Origin of the sequence: Pararhizobium sp. DWP3-4 (assembly GCF_049898205.1) — a bacterium.
In the GTDB taxonomy this organism is placed as follows: domain Bacteria; phylum Pseudomonadota; class Alphaproteobacteria; order Rhizobiales; family Rhizobiaceae; genus Pararhizobium.
This window is the reverse complement of sequence record NZ_JAFCXF010000006.1, coordinates 313,137-332,849: the sequence shown is the minus strand read 5'-3', so window position 1 is coordinate 332,849 and position 19,713 is coordinate 313,137. Positions and strand designations below refer to the sequence as shown.

16 protein-coding genes and 3 pseudogenes are annotated in these 19,713 nt (G+C 54.8%); 7 read left to right on the top strand and 12 right to left on the bottom strand.

Going from position 1 to position 19,713, the window contains the following annotated elements; genetic code table 11:
* Window positions 1-6: 6 nt before the first annotated feature.
* The gene (locus ACP7E6_RS17815) at window positions 7-501 is read right to left on the bottom strand and encodes a YccF family protein (protein ID WP_426231066.1); all 495 of its coding nucleotides are present in this window, start codon (window positions 499-501) and stop codon (window positions 7-9) included.
* Between the two features lie 187 nt (window positions 502-688).
* Here ACP7E6_RS17815 and ACP7E6_RS17810 point away from each other — a divergent pair, with 187 nt between their 5' ends.
* From ACP7E6_RS17810 to ACP7E6_RS17800, 3 genes are all read left to right on the top strand, one after another.
* On the top strand, window positions 689-1,027 hold the full coding sequence (locus ACP7E6_RS17810) for a helix-turn-helix domain-containing protein (RefSeq protein ID WP_426231065.1): 339 nt from the start codon (window positions 689-691) through the stop codon (window positions 1,025-1,027).
* 238 nt (window positions 1,028-1,265) lie between these two features.
* Window positions 1,266-1,961 carry a hypothetical protein gene (locus ACP7E6_RS17805; protein ID WP_426231064.1) on the top strand — a complete coding sequence of 232 codons (696 nt, stop codon included), beginning with the start codon at window positions 1,266-1,268 and terminating at the stop codon, window positions 1,959-1,961.
* Between the two features lie 312 nt (window positions 1,962-2,273).
* Window positions 2,274-2,666, top strand: a complete 393-nt coding sequence (locus tag ACP7E6_RS17800; protein WP_426231063.1) for a hypothetical protein — start codon at window positions 2,274-2,276, stop codon at window positions 2,664-2,666.
* Between the two features lie 159 nt (window positions 2,667-2,825).
* Here ACP7E6_RS17800 and ACP7E6_RS17795 read toward each other — a convergent pair whose 3' ends face one another.
* Complete coding sequence (locus tag ACP7E6_RS17795; protein WP_426231062.1) at window positions 2,826-3,239, bottom strand: hypothetical protein; 414 nt, start codon at window positions 3,237-3,239, stop codon at window positions 2,826-2,828.
* 294 nt (window positions 3,240-3,533) lie between these two features.
* Here ACP7E6_RS17795 and ACP7E6_RS17790 point away from each other — a divergent pair, with 294 nt between their 5' ends.
* The 3 genes and pseudogenes from ACP7E6_RS17790 to ACP7E6_RS17780 all read left to right on the top strand — a co-directional run.
* Window positions 3,534-3,665, top strand: a complete 132-nt coding sequence (locus ACP7E6_RS17790; protein WP_426231061.1) for a hypothetical protein — start codon at window positions 3,534-3,536, stop codon at window positions 3,663-3,665.
* A 755-nt stretch (window positions 3,666-4,420) separates the two neighbouring features.
* Entirely contained in the window at window positions 4,421-4,900 is a 480-nt protein-coding gene (locus tag ACP7E6_RS17785; RefSeq protein ID WP_426231060.1) for a GNAT family N-acetyltransferase, read from the top strand.
* Between the two features lie 100 nt (window positions 4,901-5,000).
* A pseudogene (locus ACP7E6_RS17780) lies at window positions 5,001-5,552 on the top strand (magnesium chelatase domain-containing protein); the annotation flags it as partial.
* A 60-nt stretch (window positions 5,553-5,612) separates the two neighbouring features.
* Here the strand turns inward: ACP7E6_RS17780 and ACP7E6_RS17775 are convergent.
* The 10 genes and pseudogenes from ACP7E6_RS17775 to ACP7E6_RS17730 all read right to left on the bottom strand — a co-directional run bounded on the left by ACP7E6_RS17775 (window position 5,613) and on the right by ACP7E6_RS17730 (window position 18,763).
* Window positions 5,613-8,534 (bottom strand): DNA methyltransferase, encoded by a 2,922-nt coding sequence (locus ACP7E6_RS17775; RefSeq protein ID WP_426231059.1) that lies wholly within the window; start codon window positions 8,532-8,534, stop codon window positions 5,613-5,615.
* A gap of 179 nt (window positions 8,535-8,713) precedes the next feature.
* Window positions 8,714-10,516 carry an ATP-binding protein gene (locus ACP7E6_RS17770; protein WP_426231058.1) on the bottom strand — a complete coding sequence of 601 codons (1,803 nt, stop codon included), beginning with the start codon at window positions 10,514-10,516 and terminating at the stop codon, window positions 8,714-8,716.
* Complete coding sequence (locus ACP7E6_RS17765; RefSeq protein WP_426231057.1) at window positions 10,509-11,702, bottom strand: hypothetical protein; 1,194 nt, start codon at window positions 11,700-11,702, stop codon at window positions 10,509-10,511. Before ACP7E6_RS17765 ends, ACP7E6_RS17770 begins: the two co-directional genes overlap by 8 nt.
* A gap of 425 nt (window positions 11,703-12,127) precedes the next feature.
* The gene (locus ACP7E6_RS17760) at window positions 12,128-12,712 is read right to left on the bottom strand and encodes a hypothetical protein (protein ID WP_426231056.1); all 585 of its coding nucleotides are present in this window, start codon (window positions 12,710-12,712) and stop codon (window positions 12,128-12,130) included.
* Between the two features lie 232 nt (window positions 12,713-12,944).
* Window positions 12,945-13,172 (bottom strand): hypothetical protein, encoded by a 228-nt coding sequence (locus ACP7E6_RS17755; protein WP_426231190.1) that lies wholly within the window; start codon window positions 13,170-13,172, stop codon window positions 12,945-12,947.
* Window positions 13,173-13,539: 367 nt separating this feature from the next.
* Window positions 13,540-13,695, bottom strand: a pseudogene (locus ACP7E6_RS17750) (hypothetical protein); the annotation flags it as partial.
* A 197-nt stretch (window positions 13,696-13,892) separates the two neighbouring features.
* Window positions 13,893-14,216 (bottom strand): plasmid mobilization protein, encoded by a 324-nt coding sequence (locus ACP7E6_RS17745; protein WP_426231055.1) that lies wholly within the window; start codon window positions 14,214-14,216, stop codon window positions 13,893-13,895.
* A gap of 587 nt (window positions 14,217-14,803) precedes the next feature.
* Entirely contained in the window at window positions 14,804-16,585 is a 1,782-nt protein-coding gene (locus ACP7E6_RS17740) for a hypothetical protein (protein WP_426231054.1), read from the bottom strand.
* 130 nt (window positions 16,586-16,715) lie between these two features.
* Window positions 16,716-16,982 (bottom strand): hypothetical protein, encoded by a 267-nt coding sequence (locus tag ACP7E6_RS17735; protein ID WP_426231053.1) that lies wholly within the window; start codon window positions 16,980-16,982, stop codon window positions 16,716-16,718.
* Window positions 16,983-17,077: 95 nt separating this feature from the next.
* Entirely contained in the window at window positions 17,078-18,763 is a 1,686-nt protein-coding gene (locus ACP7E6_RS17730) for a recombinase family protein (protein ID WP_426231052.1), read from the bottom strand.
* A 37-nt stretch (window positions 18,764-18,800) separates the two neighbouring features.
* On the opposite strand from ACP7E6_RS17730, the pseudogene ACP7E6_RS17725 reads away from it, so the two are divergent.
* Window positions 18,801-19,703, top strand: a pseudogene (locus ACP7E6_RS17725) (YifB family Mg chelatase-like AAA ATPase); the annotation flags it as partial.
* Window positions 19,704-19,713 lie beyond the last annotated feature (10 nt).

Here is a 19,713-nt window from a genome sequence, read left to right as displayed (position 1 = left end):
TTAGTGTTAAACGGCTGCGGGCAAGTTTGTTTTTTTGCCCCTGATACGTTCGAGCTTTTCAACCGCGTTTTGCTGTCTCACCGCGTTGGCAAGTTCCTTTGTGACCACCCTGCGACCGACCGGCCAAAATGAAAGCCCAGCAAGTTTGAAGGATTGCAGACCGAACGGGATCGTTATGATGAAGATGCAGTTAATGATACCTGCAATCATGTAGCCGAGAAACAAACCGACTCCGAAAGTGCATGCCCAGATGATGTTGACGATGAATCCAATCGTCCCGGTCAGTGCCGTGACCGCTGTCGTCCCTTTTCCGTCGAGTTCGCGGACATGAACGACATCCTTTCCAAATGGGAATGCTGACAACTTCGCCATTTCGAACGCGGCGCGTGAAAGCGGCAACCCGACGATAGTTAAGGCCGCCAGTGCGCCACCGATCAACCACCCAAGCGCGATGATCGCCCCACCGAATACGAACCAAATGATATTGCCTACAAAACGCATAGTAGCCCCCTGATTGATACAACGTGAGGTGTGTATCGCCGATATGTATGGCAACGCACAACCATAAGAAACGCATACCCAATTTCCACGGCAATCACCACATTTTCCGTAGTTAAATACGGATTAATTTCCATCTGCCGTATCCCGTCGGGGTTCCTTTTGCGGGCGGCAAAAGCAATGTCGTGTGATGATATCGGGAAAGCAGATAGGGGCATCGGTAAGGGAGCTTCGAAGAGTCAGGAAGCTGACTCAGGCGAACTTAGCCGAAGCTATTTCTCGTACCGATGATGCCATTTCGCAGATCGAACGCGGCGTCAACATTCCAAACGTCGAAACCCTCGTTGCCCTTAGCCGTGCGCTGGACGTTCCTGTAGACGCTCTGCTGGCCTCAGGCTTCGACGAACAACCGTCTTCGGATCGGCGAGAGAAAATTCAGCGGGCTGTTGCAGTTTTATGGTCGCTGGATGAGCCGGTGCTTGGTGTTGCACTTAAACAGTTGGATGCCTTGGCAACGCTGAAGAAGTAACTTACTCAATCGACCGGGTTCGAAGCAGCTTAATCATACGAATTTTCTGGGTTTTTGACCCTTTCTGTGCTATAAAGCCCGCGTGACTTAGCTCACACCTCACCCACCACCATAAATAAATCATCCAGCTTTGGCTTCACCCTGACGTATTTACTCAGGACTGGCACACCAAGCTTCCATCAACCTTCAAGGCCACCAGCAGGTGAGCCTTTATATTTCTATGCGATGAGAAAGGGATATGAATGCATCAAAAACAGCTTCACATGCATATGCGGAATGGATCGATGAGCGAGTAAAGGAGTCAATTGGCGGGGAACGGCTCCCCGGACAGACGGCAGAAAGCTATCTCCAAGCTAATGCTCGTTTCATCACGCTGACATTCGACAAAAGAATGATCGCCAGACGTAAGTCTGACCTGAACGAAAGTTCAGGTGTCGGAGCGGATCCAATGCTGTTGAACATCGACCGGTTCAATGAAAATGATCTTTCCCCTGAGTTTTTCAACGTTGACCGGCTTTATAAAACGGTATGTCAGGCTTTATTGGGTCGGAACTGGACCCGTGCATGCAAACGCGATCAACAGCCGTTGATGATCGCTGCTGCAGATGTAAATGGAACGCGTTTCGGGCGACCAACCAGCAATGAAAATCTGCACATCCATTCGCTGTGGGTCTGTAAAAAGGGCCAGATCGAGGCGTTCGACGACGCGATAGAGCGCATGAAAAACGCCCCCCGGCATGTGCTTGACTTTGACCAGATCGACGTCGCTCCAATCCATGACATGGCGATGAGATCGAATGGCGCAACGCGTCTGTCATCGTATATGACGAAGTTTCTCGGCATGAACGCGGTAGATATGTCCGTTACTCATGACTTGGCAATATACCCTCAAGGCTGCTTTCGATCGCAGCAACAACCTGTGTCCCCGATGTAGGGGCGATGCGGGTAAGATATTTACAGCAGCGTGATGACGCCCCGTGTCATGGCGAAACTCTGGTAAAATCATGAGCTTGAAGAAATTCATAAAAAGTATGCGAATCCGCTTGTAAACAAATTCATTTTTCCTTTAAGCATATGGACACCGAATAGGCACCGAGCGACAGAGCAGCTAACTACTGCCAGCCAGTATTGCCTTGGGTAACCATCGAAAACAACAACACAATATTACTTCATCTGTGGCGATACCGCAGGTATTTCACTGTGTTTTCGAGATAAATCACAATCATCGATCCATGAGGATAACAAATTGACGAAAAAGAAATCGATTTCCGTGAAATTGCCCGAAGCTTTCTACGGCGATGGGTACGAATGCGTGTCCGTAGCTTGCTTACTCGCTGACAAGGGCTTCAATGTCGCGCTATTCATGACAGAAGAAGCCGAGCCATGTGATTGGACGGTCAGCGCAACAACCGTTTATGCATCCTGTGACGCGGACCTGGAAACCCCTGATGGGCTACGCCGAGCTATCACACTGGTATCAAACAATCGCTTTGACTTTTTGATCTTTGCGAAGCCTACGAAACCAGAACTCCTCAAGACTGGCAAGAACGAGCGAGAAATCATGGCAATGGCGGCACTCACTTGTATGGAATTGACCGGTCGGATCAGTTTACTAGAATCTGAAAACGAAGCTGCATAATCCGCTGCTGCTTACGGTTGAAACCAAAACTTGCCCGATCACAAGTGAGGAGATCGGGCAAAAGATGCCCAGGAGATGGCCGTGGCTGATGTTGGTTCTTGTCGAAAGAGGAGTAGCGGCGTGCGCTCACCACTCTGGTCACCCACCTGAGACTTACGGTTACTTTGGCTTGAATCGAGCTCTGATCTGCGTCGATATTTTCGCTAGCTGATCATCGAAAGTACCCTTCGAGACGACGAGCAGAGCTTGCTTCAACGCGGAAATGCACTCTGCTGTCGTCTGGCATCCGATCGCATATTTTCCCTTGGCGAGTTCCAGATCGTGTTTACCGTAGCGGACGGAGAGGATGAACGATCCATCCGCCTGTTGGACATACCATGCACCTCGGCGCTTTTTTCCAACGGCATGATTTTCGAGGAAAGCGATCTGCTTCTGGATTTGGTTGGTCAAACGCAGGCGACGCTTTCCGACCGCATCGAGATCGGTGCGAGGTTGAATTGCAAGCAACTTCATATCGGTGAATGACATTGGCGATCTCCCTTTTCTGATTGGGAGACCGTCTTTCTGTTTCAACCAAACCTCAACGGGCGAATAGACACCATCACCGCAAAGGCCGGCGCTCCATCATCGTAGCGCAACCAGCATGCTGTTAGGGTTCCAGTTGCGTTTAATGTGCAGGGGCTGTTGTTATCTGCGGGCCGTACAGGGTGGGGCCAATCCCCTGCTATCCAGAATGCGCTTCAACTGCCCTTAGCCCGGGCGATTGCCGAGGTAGTTGAGCAGTCACGTTGATGACTTTGATCTCACTGCTATATGGTCATGGCGAGGGTGTTCCTCGCTATCATCAATGGCTAGAAGGAGAACATCATGGAATTTATCATTGGCAAAACCGTAGAGGCCGTCATCGGCTTCATCGTTGTAAACGTTTTGCGCGTGTCGGTTTGGATCAAACGCCAATTGCAGCCGAAGCCGAAGTATCAGTTGTTCTTCGTTTCGTAGGTGTTGAAAACCTCGTTTCTTAACGAAATGCCTCGACAGAAATCCGTTTCGGATTTATCAAAAGCATACGGGGACGAAATGTCCCCGTACTCCTTGAGTGATTTTCATTCGTTGGTGGAAGTCCCAACCTATCTTCTGTGTTGGTGGTGCCAGACCATGAACGTTCCCTTCTCTCATCGAGCGTTGCGCGCCTACGTTTGAGCCAGCAGTCCCCGGCAAGGGATCATGCTGACCGTTGAAAGAGGTCCCTTGTGGACCTCTTTTGCGTTGTCGTTTCCGACCGCGCACAACCATTAACGGCATCCCTACCGATTCCGTCAAGGCCTGGTTTGGGTCGTAATTGCGAACACCAGATGTTGTGTGTGTGACCTGTGGAAAACGGGGACGGTGCGCAAGACCAACCAATTCAATCAGTTGTCGCGAGATGCTCGCGTGATTCCTGTTGCGTGAGCCATAATCGCTAGATTTCGCGGGTGAAATAACACAGCAAATCGACCCTTCCCGAATTCTGCTATAGCTTTTGACGTGGAAAAGCCCGGTTGCAAACTGGACTACTTCGCAGCGATGCGTCTAAAGGCTTTTGCTCCCGAAGCGATTATTGTCCACGCCTTCTTCAAAATGGTATTTGTCAGCAAGGTACTTTTCAGTTTCATATGATCCTCCATTTGCTGACAATTCGAGCAACTTCGATGATTTCCATGCGGTCTGCTTGACCTGACCACGTTCTCAAAGGACGCGGGCTGCAGGAGGCATTCATGATGCAAAACACCGACTTCGGTTGTCAATTTCGTCCTGCAGATTGCAAAGACCGCACTTCGCTACATGAGCTTCTTCACGCATGCTGGATAGAGATCTATTCACCGCACGTTCCGGCGGTTGTGATCGAGCGGTTCAAAGCAGACGATCTTGTTGAACGTCACCTTGACGCATTTCTGAGCTGCACGGAAATCGCCGTCGTGAATGGCGACGTAATTGGATCGATTTCCCATTGCTTTGGCGCAGTTCATGGTCTTTTTGTGCGGGAGGACTTCCGTGGAAATCGGATCGGTAGCAGCTTACTGTTCAATGCTGAACTCGATGGCGCATGCATTCTGGACGTCGCAGTGTTCAACAGGAATGCTACGCGCTTTTATGAGCGGTGCGGATGGAAACTTTGCTGCTACTTCGAAGAGGATGTCTACAGTCACAGGGTCCAGATGATTTCCATGCGTTCTTTATCTAGCCGTGTAGCATAAGGCCCGGATGGGCTCTCCTTTTCCGGATTTGGCTATGCAATTTTAAGACACATTCATTCGTTTAATAAATTTAGAAATTGCGATTTTAATACAGCTCACAATCCAGATCGTCGGCCTGCCGGACAAGGCTGTGGCCGAAAGCCGCGAACGCGTCCAGGCGGCACTGCACGCATCCGGCCTGTCGCTTCCCGCCAAAAAGGTGACTATCAATCTCGCCCCGGCCGATCTTCCCAAGGAAGGCAGTCACTTCGATCTTCCCATCGCGCTCGGCCTGATGGCAGCGCTCGGCGCCATTCCCGGCGATGCGCTGGATGGTTATGTGGTGATCGGCGAGCTCAATCTCGATGGCACGATTGCCGCCGTTTCCGGGGCACTGCCTGCGGCCATCGGCGCCAACGGGCTGGGCAAGGGCCTGATCTGCCCGTCCGACAGCGGCGCCGAGGCTGCCTGGGCAGGCGCGGACATCGACATTCTGGCACCGCGTAGCCTGATTGCGCTCGCCAATCATTTTCGCGGCACCCAGGTTCTGTCGCGTCCCGAGCCCGCCGTGCGCGCCAGCCCCGCCAACATGCCGGATCTGGCCGACATCAAGGGCCAGGAAAGCGCCAAGCGGGCGCTGGAAGTGGCGGCCGCCGGCAACCACAACCTGCTAACGTTGTGCTACATTAATTGACAGGATATTCCTGCCTGCCCTCGGCCTGACGTTTGGCCTCTATGGTTGAATGCTGTCCGCTGTGACAAATTGGCCGGGCTTCTGTATGAAGGGCGGCAGACCGGGGGAGGCGATTGCCTTGCCGTTAGTTTCGAGGTTTGCCAAGTTGAGATTGAGATCGAGTAGGAACTGCAGCGGGTCTTGCTTTTTCGCCATCCCGTATGCTTTCCGTACTGCGTCGTCCAACGCCGCCGTCGCAACCTTCAGCGGATGATCGCCTGGGAGTTCTATGGACCTATAGAGTTCGCGAAGCGTGATATTATGTTTGGCGAGCAGGCGGCGACGCTCATTTCGCAGATTTACGCTCGCTGCCGCTACGTCCGAGATGGCGCGGCTGGTTGGGGCCTGAGGCCAGGGGAAACTATCGAAGACCGTGTTGGACGTATACCGGGGATCGCTTTTGATGGTGGAGCATCGTTCCACAAACCAAAGCCAATGTATTGAAGACTGGAGAATTCCGAACGTGTAGTCGTCCGCGTGTGAAAACACCGTTAGAGCGTCGTTGGGTCGAATGCTGGGTGAGACGAATTCGAAAATCGGGCGCTTCGTGACCCGCCCGCAAGCGATATATCGTGGAAGTTTGGTTATCTCTGAAATCATATCTGCGCGCGCATAGGACATTTGCCACCAGCGTTTTAGAAAGCCTTCGTGGTGGCGGTTCACCTTTGCCTTGGGGTTGTCGTCCAGAAGTTCTTTGTTCCGCTCGGCCTCCTTTGTAGCAGCCTTGATACGATCAGGAAGAACGCCTTTCTCAACCTGAGAAAATAGCTCTGGGAATTCCTTCGCCTCCAGTAGCTCAAGACCGGTGAAATCAATCACGTATCGGGATGGCTTTCCGCCTTCTTCGCCCATCAGGTCGTCGGAGATCATAAATGGCTTTAGGACTGCCGAGTAAACGGGCTTTTTTTTCAGCAGCGCCTCTGCCGTCTCCTTGGCAACCAAGAAACCCTCGTGGCCGTGTGTCTGCCCCTGATAGCAGCCGCCGCGTGTATTGGTGACAAGGGACATCGCCTTTGTGACATCGAGTGCGAATGAAAGCGAGGAGGGAATTCGGTCGAAATCGGCAAAGCGCCAACCGGAACTAATGATATTCCCCTCTTGAATATACAGCCGCTTCGGCCCTGGAACGTCCCCTTTTTTCCAATTGGCGATGGATACATGAACGACTGCCTTACCCGGCCAGATCATACTTGAGACGGCCTCAGTGATCGTTCCGCCGTTCCCGACGATATAGTCCAGGCCGCTATGGCGGCTGTAATTTTGTCGAATAGTGTTCGTCCCAACCAAACCCGCGTGCTGTCCATCCTTCAGGCGATCGTGCGCCAGACGATACCAGTAGACGCAGTAGTCTGCGCGACCATCCACCTCCGGGTGCAGCTGTCTCAGCTTGTGTAAGTATGCAGGGCCAAGTTCCGCCTGAAGCTTGTTCTTACTCTGATAAGGTGGGTTTCCGACGATCACTTCGGCATCCGGCCATTCCATAAACAGCGCATCGCCGAGAAGGAGGTTCTTGTCGAGATTGTCGAGTGGTAGTGCCTCCTCGTTGTGAAAGGCGAACTCTTTTGTTCCCCGTTGAAATTCGCCCTCTCCTTCCGCAAAGGTCCCCACTGCCTCGTCCAAAGCTAGCTTTTTGGCGAGCATCAGCGTCACTTTGGCAAGCTCGACGCCGAAAGGATCATTGTCCATTCCGAAAAACTGACGTGGGCTGACTACACTCAGCAACTTCGCTTGGTTCAGAAAATCTTTCCTGCTGACCATCGACTTCAGGCGCATCATGAGCTGAGTATCGAGGCGTGCCAGTTCGCGGAATGCCACATAGAGAAAATTTCCGCTTCCGCACGCTGGGTCCAGAACGCGATACTCTGATAGTTCTCGCCGTAGCGCCAAAAGTTCTTGGCGGTTTTTAGCTGCGTCGATTCTTGCCTGCCATGGGCGAACGATGCAGGGTCCAACGACGCGCTGAATGTCGGCCTCGGATGTGAAGTGGCGGCCGTGCTGATGCCGGAGCTTTTCGTCCATGCTTTGCTGAAAGAGCGTACCGAAGATCGCGGGATTCACCTTCGACCAGTCTTTTGTCGCCACACCTTCCTCACCGCCTATAAGCGCCATCTCCCCCGGCGTAAGGTCGATTGCCTCGACTTCTGCGAATAGTCCGCCATTGAAATAGGGAACGCCGACGAAGCGGCCACCCTTCGCCGGTTTGGGGTCATTCATCTGGCGGAAAAGCCCACCAAGCAGGTCATAAGAGGACATGCCGTGCTCAAGGCAATCGCGAATTATCGATGTAACTGACCCAGCCGGAAGCATATCAATGTCCTCGGCAAACATGGCAACCACGAGTTGGAGCACGAAGCGCTGTGCCTCATGCCGGGGAATGGGCTTCTGAGGTCTTGCTACTAAGCTGCGGAAGAGCTCCGCTGTCTGGTCAGCCGCCTGGCGAGATACTGCTTCCCTGTCGTTATTGAAAATCGGTTGTCGATCTTCTGGGAAAAAGAAATTCAGGGCAGTATAGCGGACGGCAAGTTCGGAGATCGCAATCCGATCAACTGGCTCGTCGAGCTGACGGTCGAAATCATAAATCCAGAATTCATCAAAATTGCAAAGGACTACGTAGCGCGGCCTGTTCGGAACGGCGTTTAGCCAATAATTGAACGCCTGGTAATAATGAAGTTGAAGCTTCTCTCCTCGCTTTTTCATCTCTAGGAGAAGACGAGGTTTCCATATCAAATCGGCAAAGCTTGTTCCCTTACTAGATTTCTTTTTAATCCGAAACTCTAGGGAAGCGCCCGCTTCTTTATATCCCTCATGACCGAATGCTTTGAATAGTCTGTCACAGAAGACTTGGGCTTCGCCTTTTTCGTCGCCATCGAGTAACGCGACATACGCTTGAAAGGATTTGAGATCGTCGACGACTTTAGACACGTATTTCCATCCCGTGGGGCATTAGGCGACGTTTAAGTAGTCGCTTGGTTGATCAAAGCGTAACGAGAAATCTCTAACTAACCTCGATAGATTTGGGGATCACTTTGTTCCATCGTCCATCCCAAAGCGTAGCTAACTCACTTTGAGAAGGCCGAAGTCCGCAATTGGCGCGAAGGTCCTTAAACTGCTCCGCGCCACCGATTAATGACCTCATCGAAATTGATTTCACGCCATTGGGCATTCCACTCCTGCAGATAGTTGACGCTCCGGGAGTGAGGCTCAGGGTTGGGAAGCGCGAAACGACCTACAGTTGGCATAAGTGGGGCGTCCCCGACCGCCAGGAACTCTCCCTGGCTCAGGTTGGGAAGCAGCTCGCCGATGCCTGCGGACAGGTCCGGCAGGAGCGACTTGATGTAGCTCTGGTCAATCGTGTTAGTCAGGCGCAGGGATATGAAGTTGCTGCACTGGGAAAAGATGGTTTCCGAAACCTCGGAGGGGCGTTGGCTCACGACCATCAAGGTCACGCCGTACTTGCGACCTTCCTTCGCAATGCGCTCAATGGACTTCCTCGAAGAGTCGTACTGAGCGCCTCCCGAACGAGGCAGGTAATTGTGCGCTTCCTCGCAGACGAGCATGATCGGAATATCGCTTACATGGCCAGTCGAGTGGCGATTCTTTGAATAGTGAAATCCGAAGTCGAAGATCATTCGGGAGATGAGGCTTACGACGATGCTCAAGACCTCGAAAGGAATACCGCTGAGATCGACGATCGAGATATTCGATTTGGTGAGGTAACCAATGAATTGGCGGACGACATCTGCGAAGTCTTCGGTCGAAAGCGCTTTCCCGTCTTCCTTGACTGGATAGAAAAGGAAGCTGAGACGCGGGTCGGCTAGACGCGTCCGGAGGCGTAGTATGAGCCTGTCGAATTCTCCGTGAAACGGACCGTTCGAAGCCTTCGTGGCGCCTGCGGTAGACGAAACGACGAACTGGTGGACCTTGTCGAAATAGATTTCGTCGCGATCGCTAACAAGCCTGTCATCTGACAGCTTGGGCTTTCCTTCACCTGGCAGCTTGCCGATGACCTCGGAGTTCATGTTTTCGAGGTACGTGACCACCTCGTCGATCGAGAAGTAGACCGGCGTGTCGAAGGAAACTTTCGATAGGCTCTTATTGTGCTTGCGCTTGTTCCGGACGACTGCGTGCCTGAACTGCGAAATCTGGTTATGCGAGTTGATCTCGTTTCCCTCTATGAACATCTCCTCCAATTCCTGTGCGTTCATCAGCCAGTAGGGCAGTCTGAGCGTCTCCACGTCGAGCAAGTTTAACGTGAACTTCTCCGTCTCCGCGAGCTTGAACGCCGCTGCATATTCGGCGTGGATGTCGAAGATCACGATGTGCGCGTTCTTCTGGGCCGCCTTGTGAGCGTTTAGCTCTCCCTCGATTCCGACCACCGTCTGGAGAATCCTGGCGACTGCGCAGGACTTTCCAGACCCCGTCGAACCCACGATTGCCACATGCTTACTGAAAAATCGGTCCCCGTCGATTTCGAAGCTCACGTCTGGCGCGATACTGAGGGAGCCGAGTGTGAACGATGATTTAATCTGACCCGAAAACACCGCAGCTAAGACGGCTGGAGGTGTCACGTAAGCCAACTCCGTCGGCACCGGGAGCGAATGAGCGCCGCGCGTGAATTCGCCGTCTATCGAAAGAGAGCCGATGGGCTGGGTGTCGATTTGGAAACGGAAGACCCCGGTGTCGGCGCTTCCGTCGGCATCTCCCCTTCTATCGACATGTGAAGCCCGGACAGCGATGATCGTCGCAAGCAGATACATGTTGTTTCCAGATGCCACGAGCAAATACTGACCGATCCCAAGCCGGGACTTATGCCTTTCGAAGTCCGCCGCGGTAGCTATTTCAATACGAATCTGGGATGGCGAGCTTTCGGTAACGCTGCCGATCGGGTCTTTCAGGTCAAGCATAGTCAGCCCTCAGTTGGAGTGCATATTCCAAGTCGGAAAGGCGCTCGATTTCGAATCTGTGAACATTGACGTCGGCGTGGACCCAAGGGTCCTCGGAAACGTTCACGAGGAAAAGCTCGTCGGGCCTCGCAGGCCCTAGTTCCGTGATGGAGGAGCGTCGCGCGATATGGAGGCTGAACTCTGTCTGGAAGGGTGTTCTCCGAATCATGGGCTTCCGGAAGAAGTTGTCGATACGAAACTCAGTTCCGCCGATCATCCCGTCGGCGCACCGCAAGCCCGCATCGTGCAACCGGGCAACCAGTCTGCCGACATTATAGCTCGCGGGCATGGCGAATAGCGGTGGAATGTTAGCAAGCGAGGAACTCTCGTATCGCTCGACGAACGCGCGGAGGAAACGGACGATCTCGTCGTCGAAATTCACGATCTGCGTCGGATCGATAACAAAGTATCGCCGTCGCGATCTAAGGTTCAGTGATGGCTTGAGGTCTTTCCTTAGCCTTTGGAAAATCTTCCCTCGTGTAGAGAGTTCCCGCGTCCAGCGCGTGAATGTCACATGTTTCGTTTCGCGCAGGGCGGCAATAAAAGTTACGGGGTCCACGGTCCTGTCAGCGACCGACGATTTGGTCGCCAAGTCGACGATCCTCTGGACGGCAGTTGGGAATACGACAGCCTCAACATCATCTGCCGAAAAACCTTTTCCTCTTAAAGAGGTTAAAACGCTTTTCTCTAGCTCCTCGACCGACTGTCCAAACTCGATCGTCAAGCGGCTCAGGAACTCATCAAGATCGGCATTTGCGCCAATTCTTGCGACGATCTTCTTGAGCGGTTCTGACTTCGTGGAAAGAACCGTATCGAGTTCGGTCCTCGTCAAAGACCTCAAGCCCCTGGCGTCTGGGAAGTGGCAGAAAAGCCTGTAGTGGATCACAGGCAGCGTGCTCGCATTACGAGAATAATGCTCCGCCATGAGAAGGATGGGCTTGTAAATTTTCCCGAGCGTGAAGTTTTCCGCCTGCTCATGGTATTTACATTGAACCGCCGTGGTTGATTCGTCAGTGTGGACGTCGATGTCTTCGATAGCACCTTCGATTGTTATGCGAGCGCCGACGTCCGCGGCAATGATCTCCGAAAGATACCGAAGGAACTGATATACGTAGCCTTTGATCGAGTATTCAGCTGTCCGCCCCAACGTATTCGCCCCCGTCTCCCGTGACCGATGTCTTCCCGATCGCTGGCAGCCGCTGCAGGCGGCCGAGACCATATAGTCACAGGTCAATAACGAGAGGTGTAGGTGAGTCGCTGACACCGCGCCACTGCAACCACAGATGTTTCTCCATTTTTGAACAACGGCGCTATGGATGACGCGTTGGCCATAAAGTGGGATGAGGAACGTATTCTCTCAGCAATTGCATCTCGGGGTATTTAAGTGCATTGCCGCTCCCCGCAATACATGTCGCCGTGCCAGCGAAATGAGCATCACCGCCCAATTCCCTCTTGTCCAAAATAGCGTCTTGGAGACCGCCGACGCTATACTGCTGATTTGAGATGACCCAGGATGCACTCGAGTTTTATATTAGTGCTGTACGAGGCTCCTCGAGCGACAATGCGTTGACGTCAAGGTGACGACCCCGTTCCAATGGCCAATGAGGCGGTGGGCTCTAGCTTTTCACCGCAGCCGGCTTTTGCATCGAGCCAAGCGAGTGCAGCCTTCAGTATCAAGACATTGGTGTCTTCCTCGAAGCCATGCACGACATGACACTTGAGTAGTTCCGTCCAGAGGTTCCAGCGCTCGACATGGCGCAGCCAATCCACCGACGCCTCCGGGGCACGTTTGCGAAGTTCTGATATGGCGTCTCGGCTAAAAACTCCGCCTCGACGAATGTCGTCGAATAGCCTCGCATAGGAGACCAGGCCTTGCGACAACACGACGTCCACGTATCGCGGCGCGACGTCAAGCTGTCGGGATAATTCGAGACGCCGAGCGTGTTGCGGCGACATCGGCGGCGGCGTGTAACGCAGCGGCTGCAACGTCGGCGAAGGGGCACCACGCAAGACGAAGGAAAACAATGCGAGTAGCTGTAGCGCGGCTGATTGCCCTGGGTTCGATCTTCTAGCGCGGGGGCGCTCAAGCATCCGCATCCGGAGCCGATCATAGCAAGACCGGCGGCGGCGTCTCTTTCTGGAATTGGCGTCTTTCATGGAATGGGTCTCCGTTGGTAGCCATAGGATGAAATCGGTGCGTCGCCTGCTTCCTCAGACGGAAATGATTTCCGCTTCCACGCATCTGCGATCTGGCGAATGAGGCGCTTAGTCTGCGGCTCGAACAGAGACGTCATCCACGCCGCGAGGTCTCGGGCGCGTCGAAGCAGGTCGTCGAGGTCCACCTTCCCGATGCGATGAAGCTGTAGTTGCTCCTGACGTCGCCGGAAGCCTACCGACGTGCTAACCGGTCGAGCCGTTCGGCGCAGGATTTCAAGACGACGGCTTGTTGCTGTTGCATGTCCAGAAGCAGGCGTAGCACCTCCAGCATCTGACCGAGTCGGTCGGGCTGTTCCGGCATTTCTAGCAACGAGAGGAGGGGCAGGAGGCGTGCTACAGACGTTTCCGTATTCGAGATGATGGTGAGGACGTCCGATCTGGCCTCCGATAAGTTGTTCATGGGCAAACTCCGTTTTCATGAAATTCTGGAACTCGACACGGCGGACGCCGACCGCTCGATTGGCAGCCGCGACGAACGCGCCGCCGGCTGTCGTGAGAATGGGTCCCTTGTCGCCCTCTGCGACACGGAGGCCTTGGCGATCCAGTTCCGAGCGAAAGGCTGCGCGCCCGTTGGCGAAGGCTGCCCGGAGCGCCGTTCGATCGAAGTCATGGATTTTTCGCTCCGCACGTTTCCGGGCAACGTCCGAAAATCCCTCGACCCTCGATCGGCGTCTTGCGGTGCGTGTTGGTTGCACCAGCTCACCGTTGGTGGTCTCGTATCCCCGCGCGAGTGTTTCGAGACGAGCGAAGTCGTTTCGGCAATCCAGAACCCGGAGGGTACTTGGGTCGACCTCCGCGATAGCGATATGGAAATGAGCACGCCCCTTTTTGATGTGCCTGACGACCAGGCGCGGGCGGCTGTCGCCGATACCGAATTCCGCATCAACTGACTTCAGGAACACGGACAACTGAGCTGGCGACATCGCACGTTCGGGCGATATCGAAAGGTGACGGATGCTGTATCGGCACCCTTTCGCCGACGCCAATGCTTGGGCGTCGTCCAGTGCCGTTCGGTCGCCTGCGAGGACATCGATGCGCTCATTTTCAGCCACCTTGTCCAAGAGGTGCCGGGCAATGTAGCGGACGCCGCTATCGCGACTTATACGGGTTGACTGGATGATCAAGGGAGCAGTCTCCGCAGACGAGAACGCAGTGCATTGACGTCGGCCAAGACCTGGCTGAGATCAACGTCGCCGCCCATAGGCCGCCCGGCATTGGCGAGCCGGACGAGTTGGTTTAGATTTCCCCCGACGCGCCCGAGCCCCCCCAACATGTGGGCGAGGAGAGCAGCATCGGTAGCGTCGAACGCACGGGCGGGCATCCGAGTGCCAAGGGCAGCGCGCCGAATCAGTTCGGAAATCGAAAGACCCCGCGCCGTGGCGATGTCTTTCATTTTCGAGAACTCGGTGTCGGTAGTCCGAACCCGGACAATCCTTACGCGCATGCGTCTCTCCCGTTCTACGGGCCCCGCGAAGGGGCCGAGGGGGTTCACGGGGGAGTTTGCTCCCCCTGACCAGCGCCGTGCCCGTGGGCACAAGGCATTGCTGGCTCCCTTCCTCAGTTGTCTGGGAAAATGATGGGCTCAGGATTCCGCCGGCGCAAATTCAATCCGAGAGTCGAATTATCTTCGACGGTGGCGACGTCCGGCTCTCAATGATTCGAGCTTCGAAATGAACAATCCGAAACCCGAACCATTCACTTCGAACCTCGAAACGATCATTTCGAATGTCGTAAGGTGGGAAAAGGCGGGTCACTACGGGCCGAAAGATCATGTACTTGTCCATGATGGTCGCTGCGGCCGAGGACTCTGGCGCTTGATTCAATTTTTGAAATTTCCCATCCGTTCGACTTTCGAACCATCGGATGATTCGAAAGTCAAAGTATCACTTCCCGGAGTGGAGAGTGGTCAAGTCTCGGCGCGGCGACTGGCGCGGGCGCAGGCAAAGCCGAGCCACGGGTCACAAGGCGACGCTTGACGACTCGTATCGACATAACTGTTTCGCCCCCCGGACATGACCCCCATGTCCGGGACTAGGCCAGCGCCCATAAGTGCCCTTTTTCCCGCATGGCCGAATCTACGGTTTCCGTGGCCTTCAGATAGGGGTGCGCGTTGAAAATGATGTCGGATACGGCCGAAGTGTTTACATTCGTCTGGCTGCCTGAAATCCGCTCTTCCTGCACAACGATCCATGTTGCCTGCTCCTCGATCCGGCTGAGATCGTCGCCGTGGGCCTCCGGTGCAGCGGTGCCCCACACGCCGCGCGCCTGCCAGAGGGGACTTTCAAGTGTAGCGCTCTCAGACTGAGTTTCACCATTAACCATCTCACCCAGCCGCTGATCAAGTTTCTTGTCGCGCGGAGCGATGCCTACCTTTTTATCTATACACCCATTGGCACAAATTTGCTGACAGGCGGTAAGGTGCCGATAAGCGGACGATCGGGACACGCCCGCTCGCGATGCCAGTCTCTCCAGGCTAAGCGTTTCCGACCGCTCCAGCATGGCAGAATAAGCCGCGACCAGCTTTTCAAGACTCCGATCCCGCCTGATGCCCTGGGCATACTCCGCTCCTGCTCTCTGGCGATCTCGGACATTAGTCATCCCCTCGACTACATGAAGCAGGCGCTGCCGGTTCTTTCCGCCCTGTAGCTTCGCAGGATCGAAATCCATGGCAAGGCGATCGGCGACCTTTGCGATGACATAGGATAGCTTGGTGTCTTCCAATTCCATCGTCCTGGCATAGTCTTCAAGCGCGACATGAAGGTGGTCGGCAAGCGCTGCTTTCGATCCCTTCATGCGGGCATCCGCCGCAAAGTGCCATTGGATTAGTAGCGTCTTTCCCCGATCGCGTAACGTGTTGAAGGCCACGTTCGAGGCTTTGAGACCCATTCTCGACTGAACCGCCGCAGCCTGTCGGACCAGCGCTTCGCGGTTCGACCCGGTGTCCACCCAATTGGCGTAGGCAGAAAGTGCCGGCATGTCGTGCCGGTTCGGGGTCACGGTATGCCAGATAGGTGATAGCGGGTTCTTCATGCGCATTGTCGTCGCTGGCGCGGCAGGATCGGCCCCGAATGGGAGCAAGACCTTCGTCAACCCGTTGGAGACACCGAGGAACAATCGCACGATGTCACGACGACAGCGCTTGTCGTCGGATTTCCAAACGGCGGTTCCAGGCGGCAACAGGAAAATGAAATGGGGGCGATGATAGATGCCATCGTCACGCAGGTCGCCAACGATGATATGCGGCAGGCACGGAATCTTGCCCTCCCGTACCAGTTCCTCAAGGGCAAGGAGTAGGTGATCAGGAGACGCAAACACGCCGTCGCAGTCGATACGGATCGCGCCGAGGAATTCCTTGTTCAGCTCGATATAGGGGTAGTCGAGCGTGAGAAGCTTGGAACGCGACTGAACGTCGAGTATAGCCTTGTCATTTGATGCCCGCGCCCTGCCGCCCTTGGGGACGAGGGTCACAAACAGCTTGAGGATGGGGTTATCTTCGGAGCGCAAGCCTTCCTCCACAAAGGGCTGCCGCCATCGTCCAGCGATATTCTGACCGAACGGCAGCGTATAGCCATTTTCAAGGCGGTCGCGAACGGCGAGGCGCAACTCTATGGCCTCTTGGCGAAAACGTGCGGCATCAGAAACAGTTTGGGAGACCTCGCAACGCCCGCCACTCGTTTTCCGCTTTAATCTCGCCTCAGCGGCCTTGCGCTGGGCTTCTCCATAGCGTGTTTCGAACCCCACTAGGGTCGAACTCGTACTTTCGCCTACAGCACTGCCGGCCTTTACAACATCATAGCTATCGTTCACTATCATTGAACAGTCTCCAGCAAAAGCCGCGGTAGGGTTCCCGCCCTACGACCCGCGGCTTTTCCATGGTTGGAGACAACGTGGCATAATGCAAACGCCGATAGGGCGACGCTGCATCAATAACACTCCCAATATTTCAAAGAATCCTGAGGCCAATCGCCTTCCGAAACTCGCTAGACATCGCTCGCAATTCGGCAACGAGCTCCGCCGCATGGTCGTATTCCTCGCGTTCAATCGCTACGATCGCCGCCTTCTTGTGGCGCTCGAACAGCGCCATAGCCTTCACCATTGAATCGACAGCGTCCTTGCCAACCGGTGTAACAACGTCATCAGGGGACTGCTCATCAATGGGATCAGGGGGATTGTCCAAGCCCTGCCGGATCAGGTCACTACCATTTTGCATTCAACGTTTCCTTTTTCTCAGCGGAGCGTTCTCCTCGCCCCTAATGAAGGCTCAGCCCATTTGAGGTTAGCGTCAACGATATTCTGATATCCCATTCACTGTGCTCTTCCAGTTGGGATGAAGTCGTTGCCAAAATCTGCAATGAAGTGATTGGCTACTTCGCTATCAACGTCGCTATCCAGAAGGACATAGATAGCGTTTGGCTCCATCCGAACTGCAAACCCCGTGAGGTTCGCATGCCAAAGCTTCCGCTGAGGTATGATCATCACCGCTCCATAGGTCGGTACACATGCAATGCGGTCGATTACGGTTCGTAGGATCGCGGATAGTTTGACGCGGAGGTCATGGCGGTCTTTGTCTTCAGCGGTCTGAAGCTGGCGAGATAGCGTAGCGGCTTCGGTCAGTCTCACGACGATCCCGGGATCATTTGAAAGCCTTGCTACATCAGTCTTGGCTACATCCAATTTATGGCGCTTAGCCTTCAAGCTGTCGGCAACCGTTTGAAATCGAGTAATAACGGCGTCGTCGCCTGTCTCAAGAACTTTCAAAAGCTGTGTCCGAGAGACCTCCAGGTGGCTGACCTCCGCGGACAGAGCTTCCACCTGCGCCTCGGCCTCGCTCGTAGCGTCGTCGACAGCAGAAAATGTGGAAATGTCGAGGGCACTCACGCTACGGATGACCGCGTCTTCTAGCCTATCAACTCGCCAAGCTTGGGAGTTACCACAGCCCAAATTGCGCTTATTGGTATCGCATCGAAGATATACTCCTCCTTTCGGTAGTGGACCTTTGTTCACGACATGCATGGCACCGCCGCATTTGCCGCACCTAGCTAGGCCGCGTAGAATGTGCGCGCCGGCTTTTCCGCGACGGCCACCTGTTTGGTGACGTCGGCCTAATAGTGCATTTTGCGCCCGCCAGTACGTTACATCGTCGATTATTCGAGGGTAGAAGTCCTTAATAGGATCGCCATCCGGCTCTCGATTGCCTGCTCTACCTTTGTGAGGCTGATATTCGCCAAGCACCGCGCGGTTTGATACGATTTTTGCAACGCTCGACGACTGCCATCCCGTAAACGGTCGAGGGGTCTTCCAGTTTTGGCCCGCCTTGAACGGTAGAATTCCATCACCGTTCAATCGACTAACAATTTCTCTACGACCGAATCCGCTAATGGTCTCTCGTATTATGCGACGGACTACTTCGACCCGATCCGGACGCAAGTGGAATTTATCGTCTCGAACCTCTAGCCACTCGGGGCAACGCGACGTTAGAGGGAGACCTTTCGACCGCGCTAGATTCTTCTTCTCGTTCCAAATTGGGCGGATGAGGTCTTGTTTGCGCACTGACTCGACATGTGCCTGCGTTAGTTTAATAACGAGGATGAGCATCGCTGTAACATCGCTTCCACCGAGGCTCTCAGGGGAATACTCTCTGTCGTCGTCAACGGTAACAACCGTTATCCCAGCCTTGACAAGGTCAAAGAGACGTCCGGCTGCCGTCATCGCGTTCTCACGTGAAAATCGATCCAGCGATTCGATCACCAAATAAGAACCAGGCTTGATTGTGCCATCCTTCACCAGACTGAAAAATACACCTAGAGCGCCCTCGTTGAAATGACTGCCTGTGAAGGCAGATCGGCCCAAGTCTTCAAAGCTCAAGGTCGTGTTGAGGTGCACCCCTTTTCTTTCACACCAATCTCTCGTCTTCGTGGTCTGACGACGTATCGAATCCCCAACAATCTGTTCGGGGGTGGAAAATCGAAGGTATGAATACGCTACTCGCATGGCTGATCAGTCCTCTGATTCGATCAGGTTAATGTAGCACACTCTCCTGATGGTCGGACCGCCCGGCTCCGGCAAGTCGATGCTGGCCGCCCGCCTGCCCTCGATCCTGCCGCCGCTGTCGCCGACTGAACTGCTCGAAGTGTCGATGATCCATTCGATTGCCGGGCAGCTGGCGGGCGGCAAGCTCTCAGACCGCAGGCCGTTCCGCACGCCGCACCATTCGGCCACCATGGCGGCGATGATCGGCGGGGGCATACGCGCCAAGCCGGGCGAGGCGTCGCTGGCCCATAACGGCGTGCTGTTCCTCGACGAATTTCCGGAATTCACGCCGCAGGTTCTCGATGCGCTGCGCCAGCCGCTGGAAACCGCCGAATGCATCATCGCCCGCGCCAACCACCGCGTCACCTATCCGGCGGCGATCCAGCTGGTGGCCGCGATGAACCCCTGCCGGTGCGGCATGGCGGGAGAGCCCGGCCATAGCTGCGCCCGGGGGCCGCGCTGCGTTTCCGATTATCAGGGCCGCATATCCGGCCCGCTGATGGACCGGATCGATATCCGCATCGACGTCCCCTCGGTCACGGCCGCCGATCTGATCCGCCCGGCCCCGGCCGAACCCAGCAGCGTCGTTGCCCGGCGGGTGGCGCGCGCCCGCGACATCCAGATGGACCGCTTCATCGCCCTGGGCATGCCGCACATCCTCTCCAATGCCCGCTGCTCGACAGCAATGATCGAAAAGATGGCCGAACCCGATGCCGGAGGACTGCAATTGCTGCGCGATGCGGCAGAAAAGATGAAGTTTTCGGCGCGAGGCTATCACCGGGTCCTGAAAGTGGCCCGCACCCTTGCCGACCTCGATGAAAAGATGACGGTCGGCCGCATTCATCTCGCCGAAGCGATCTCCTACCGGATCGCCGGCGAGCGTTTGAGTGCGGCGGCTTAGAGTGGTGGCG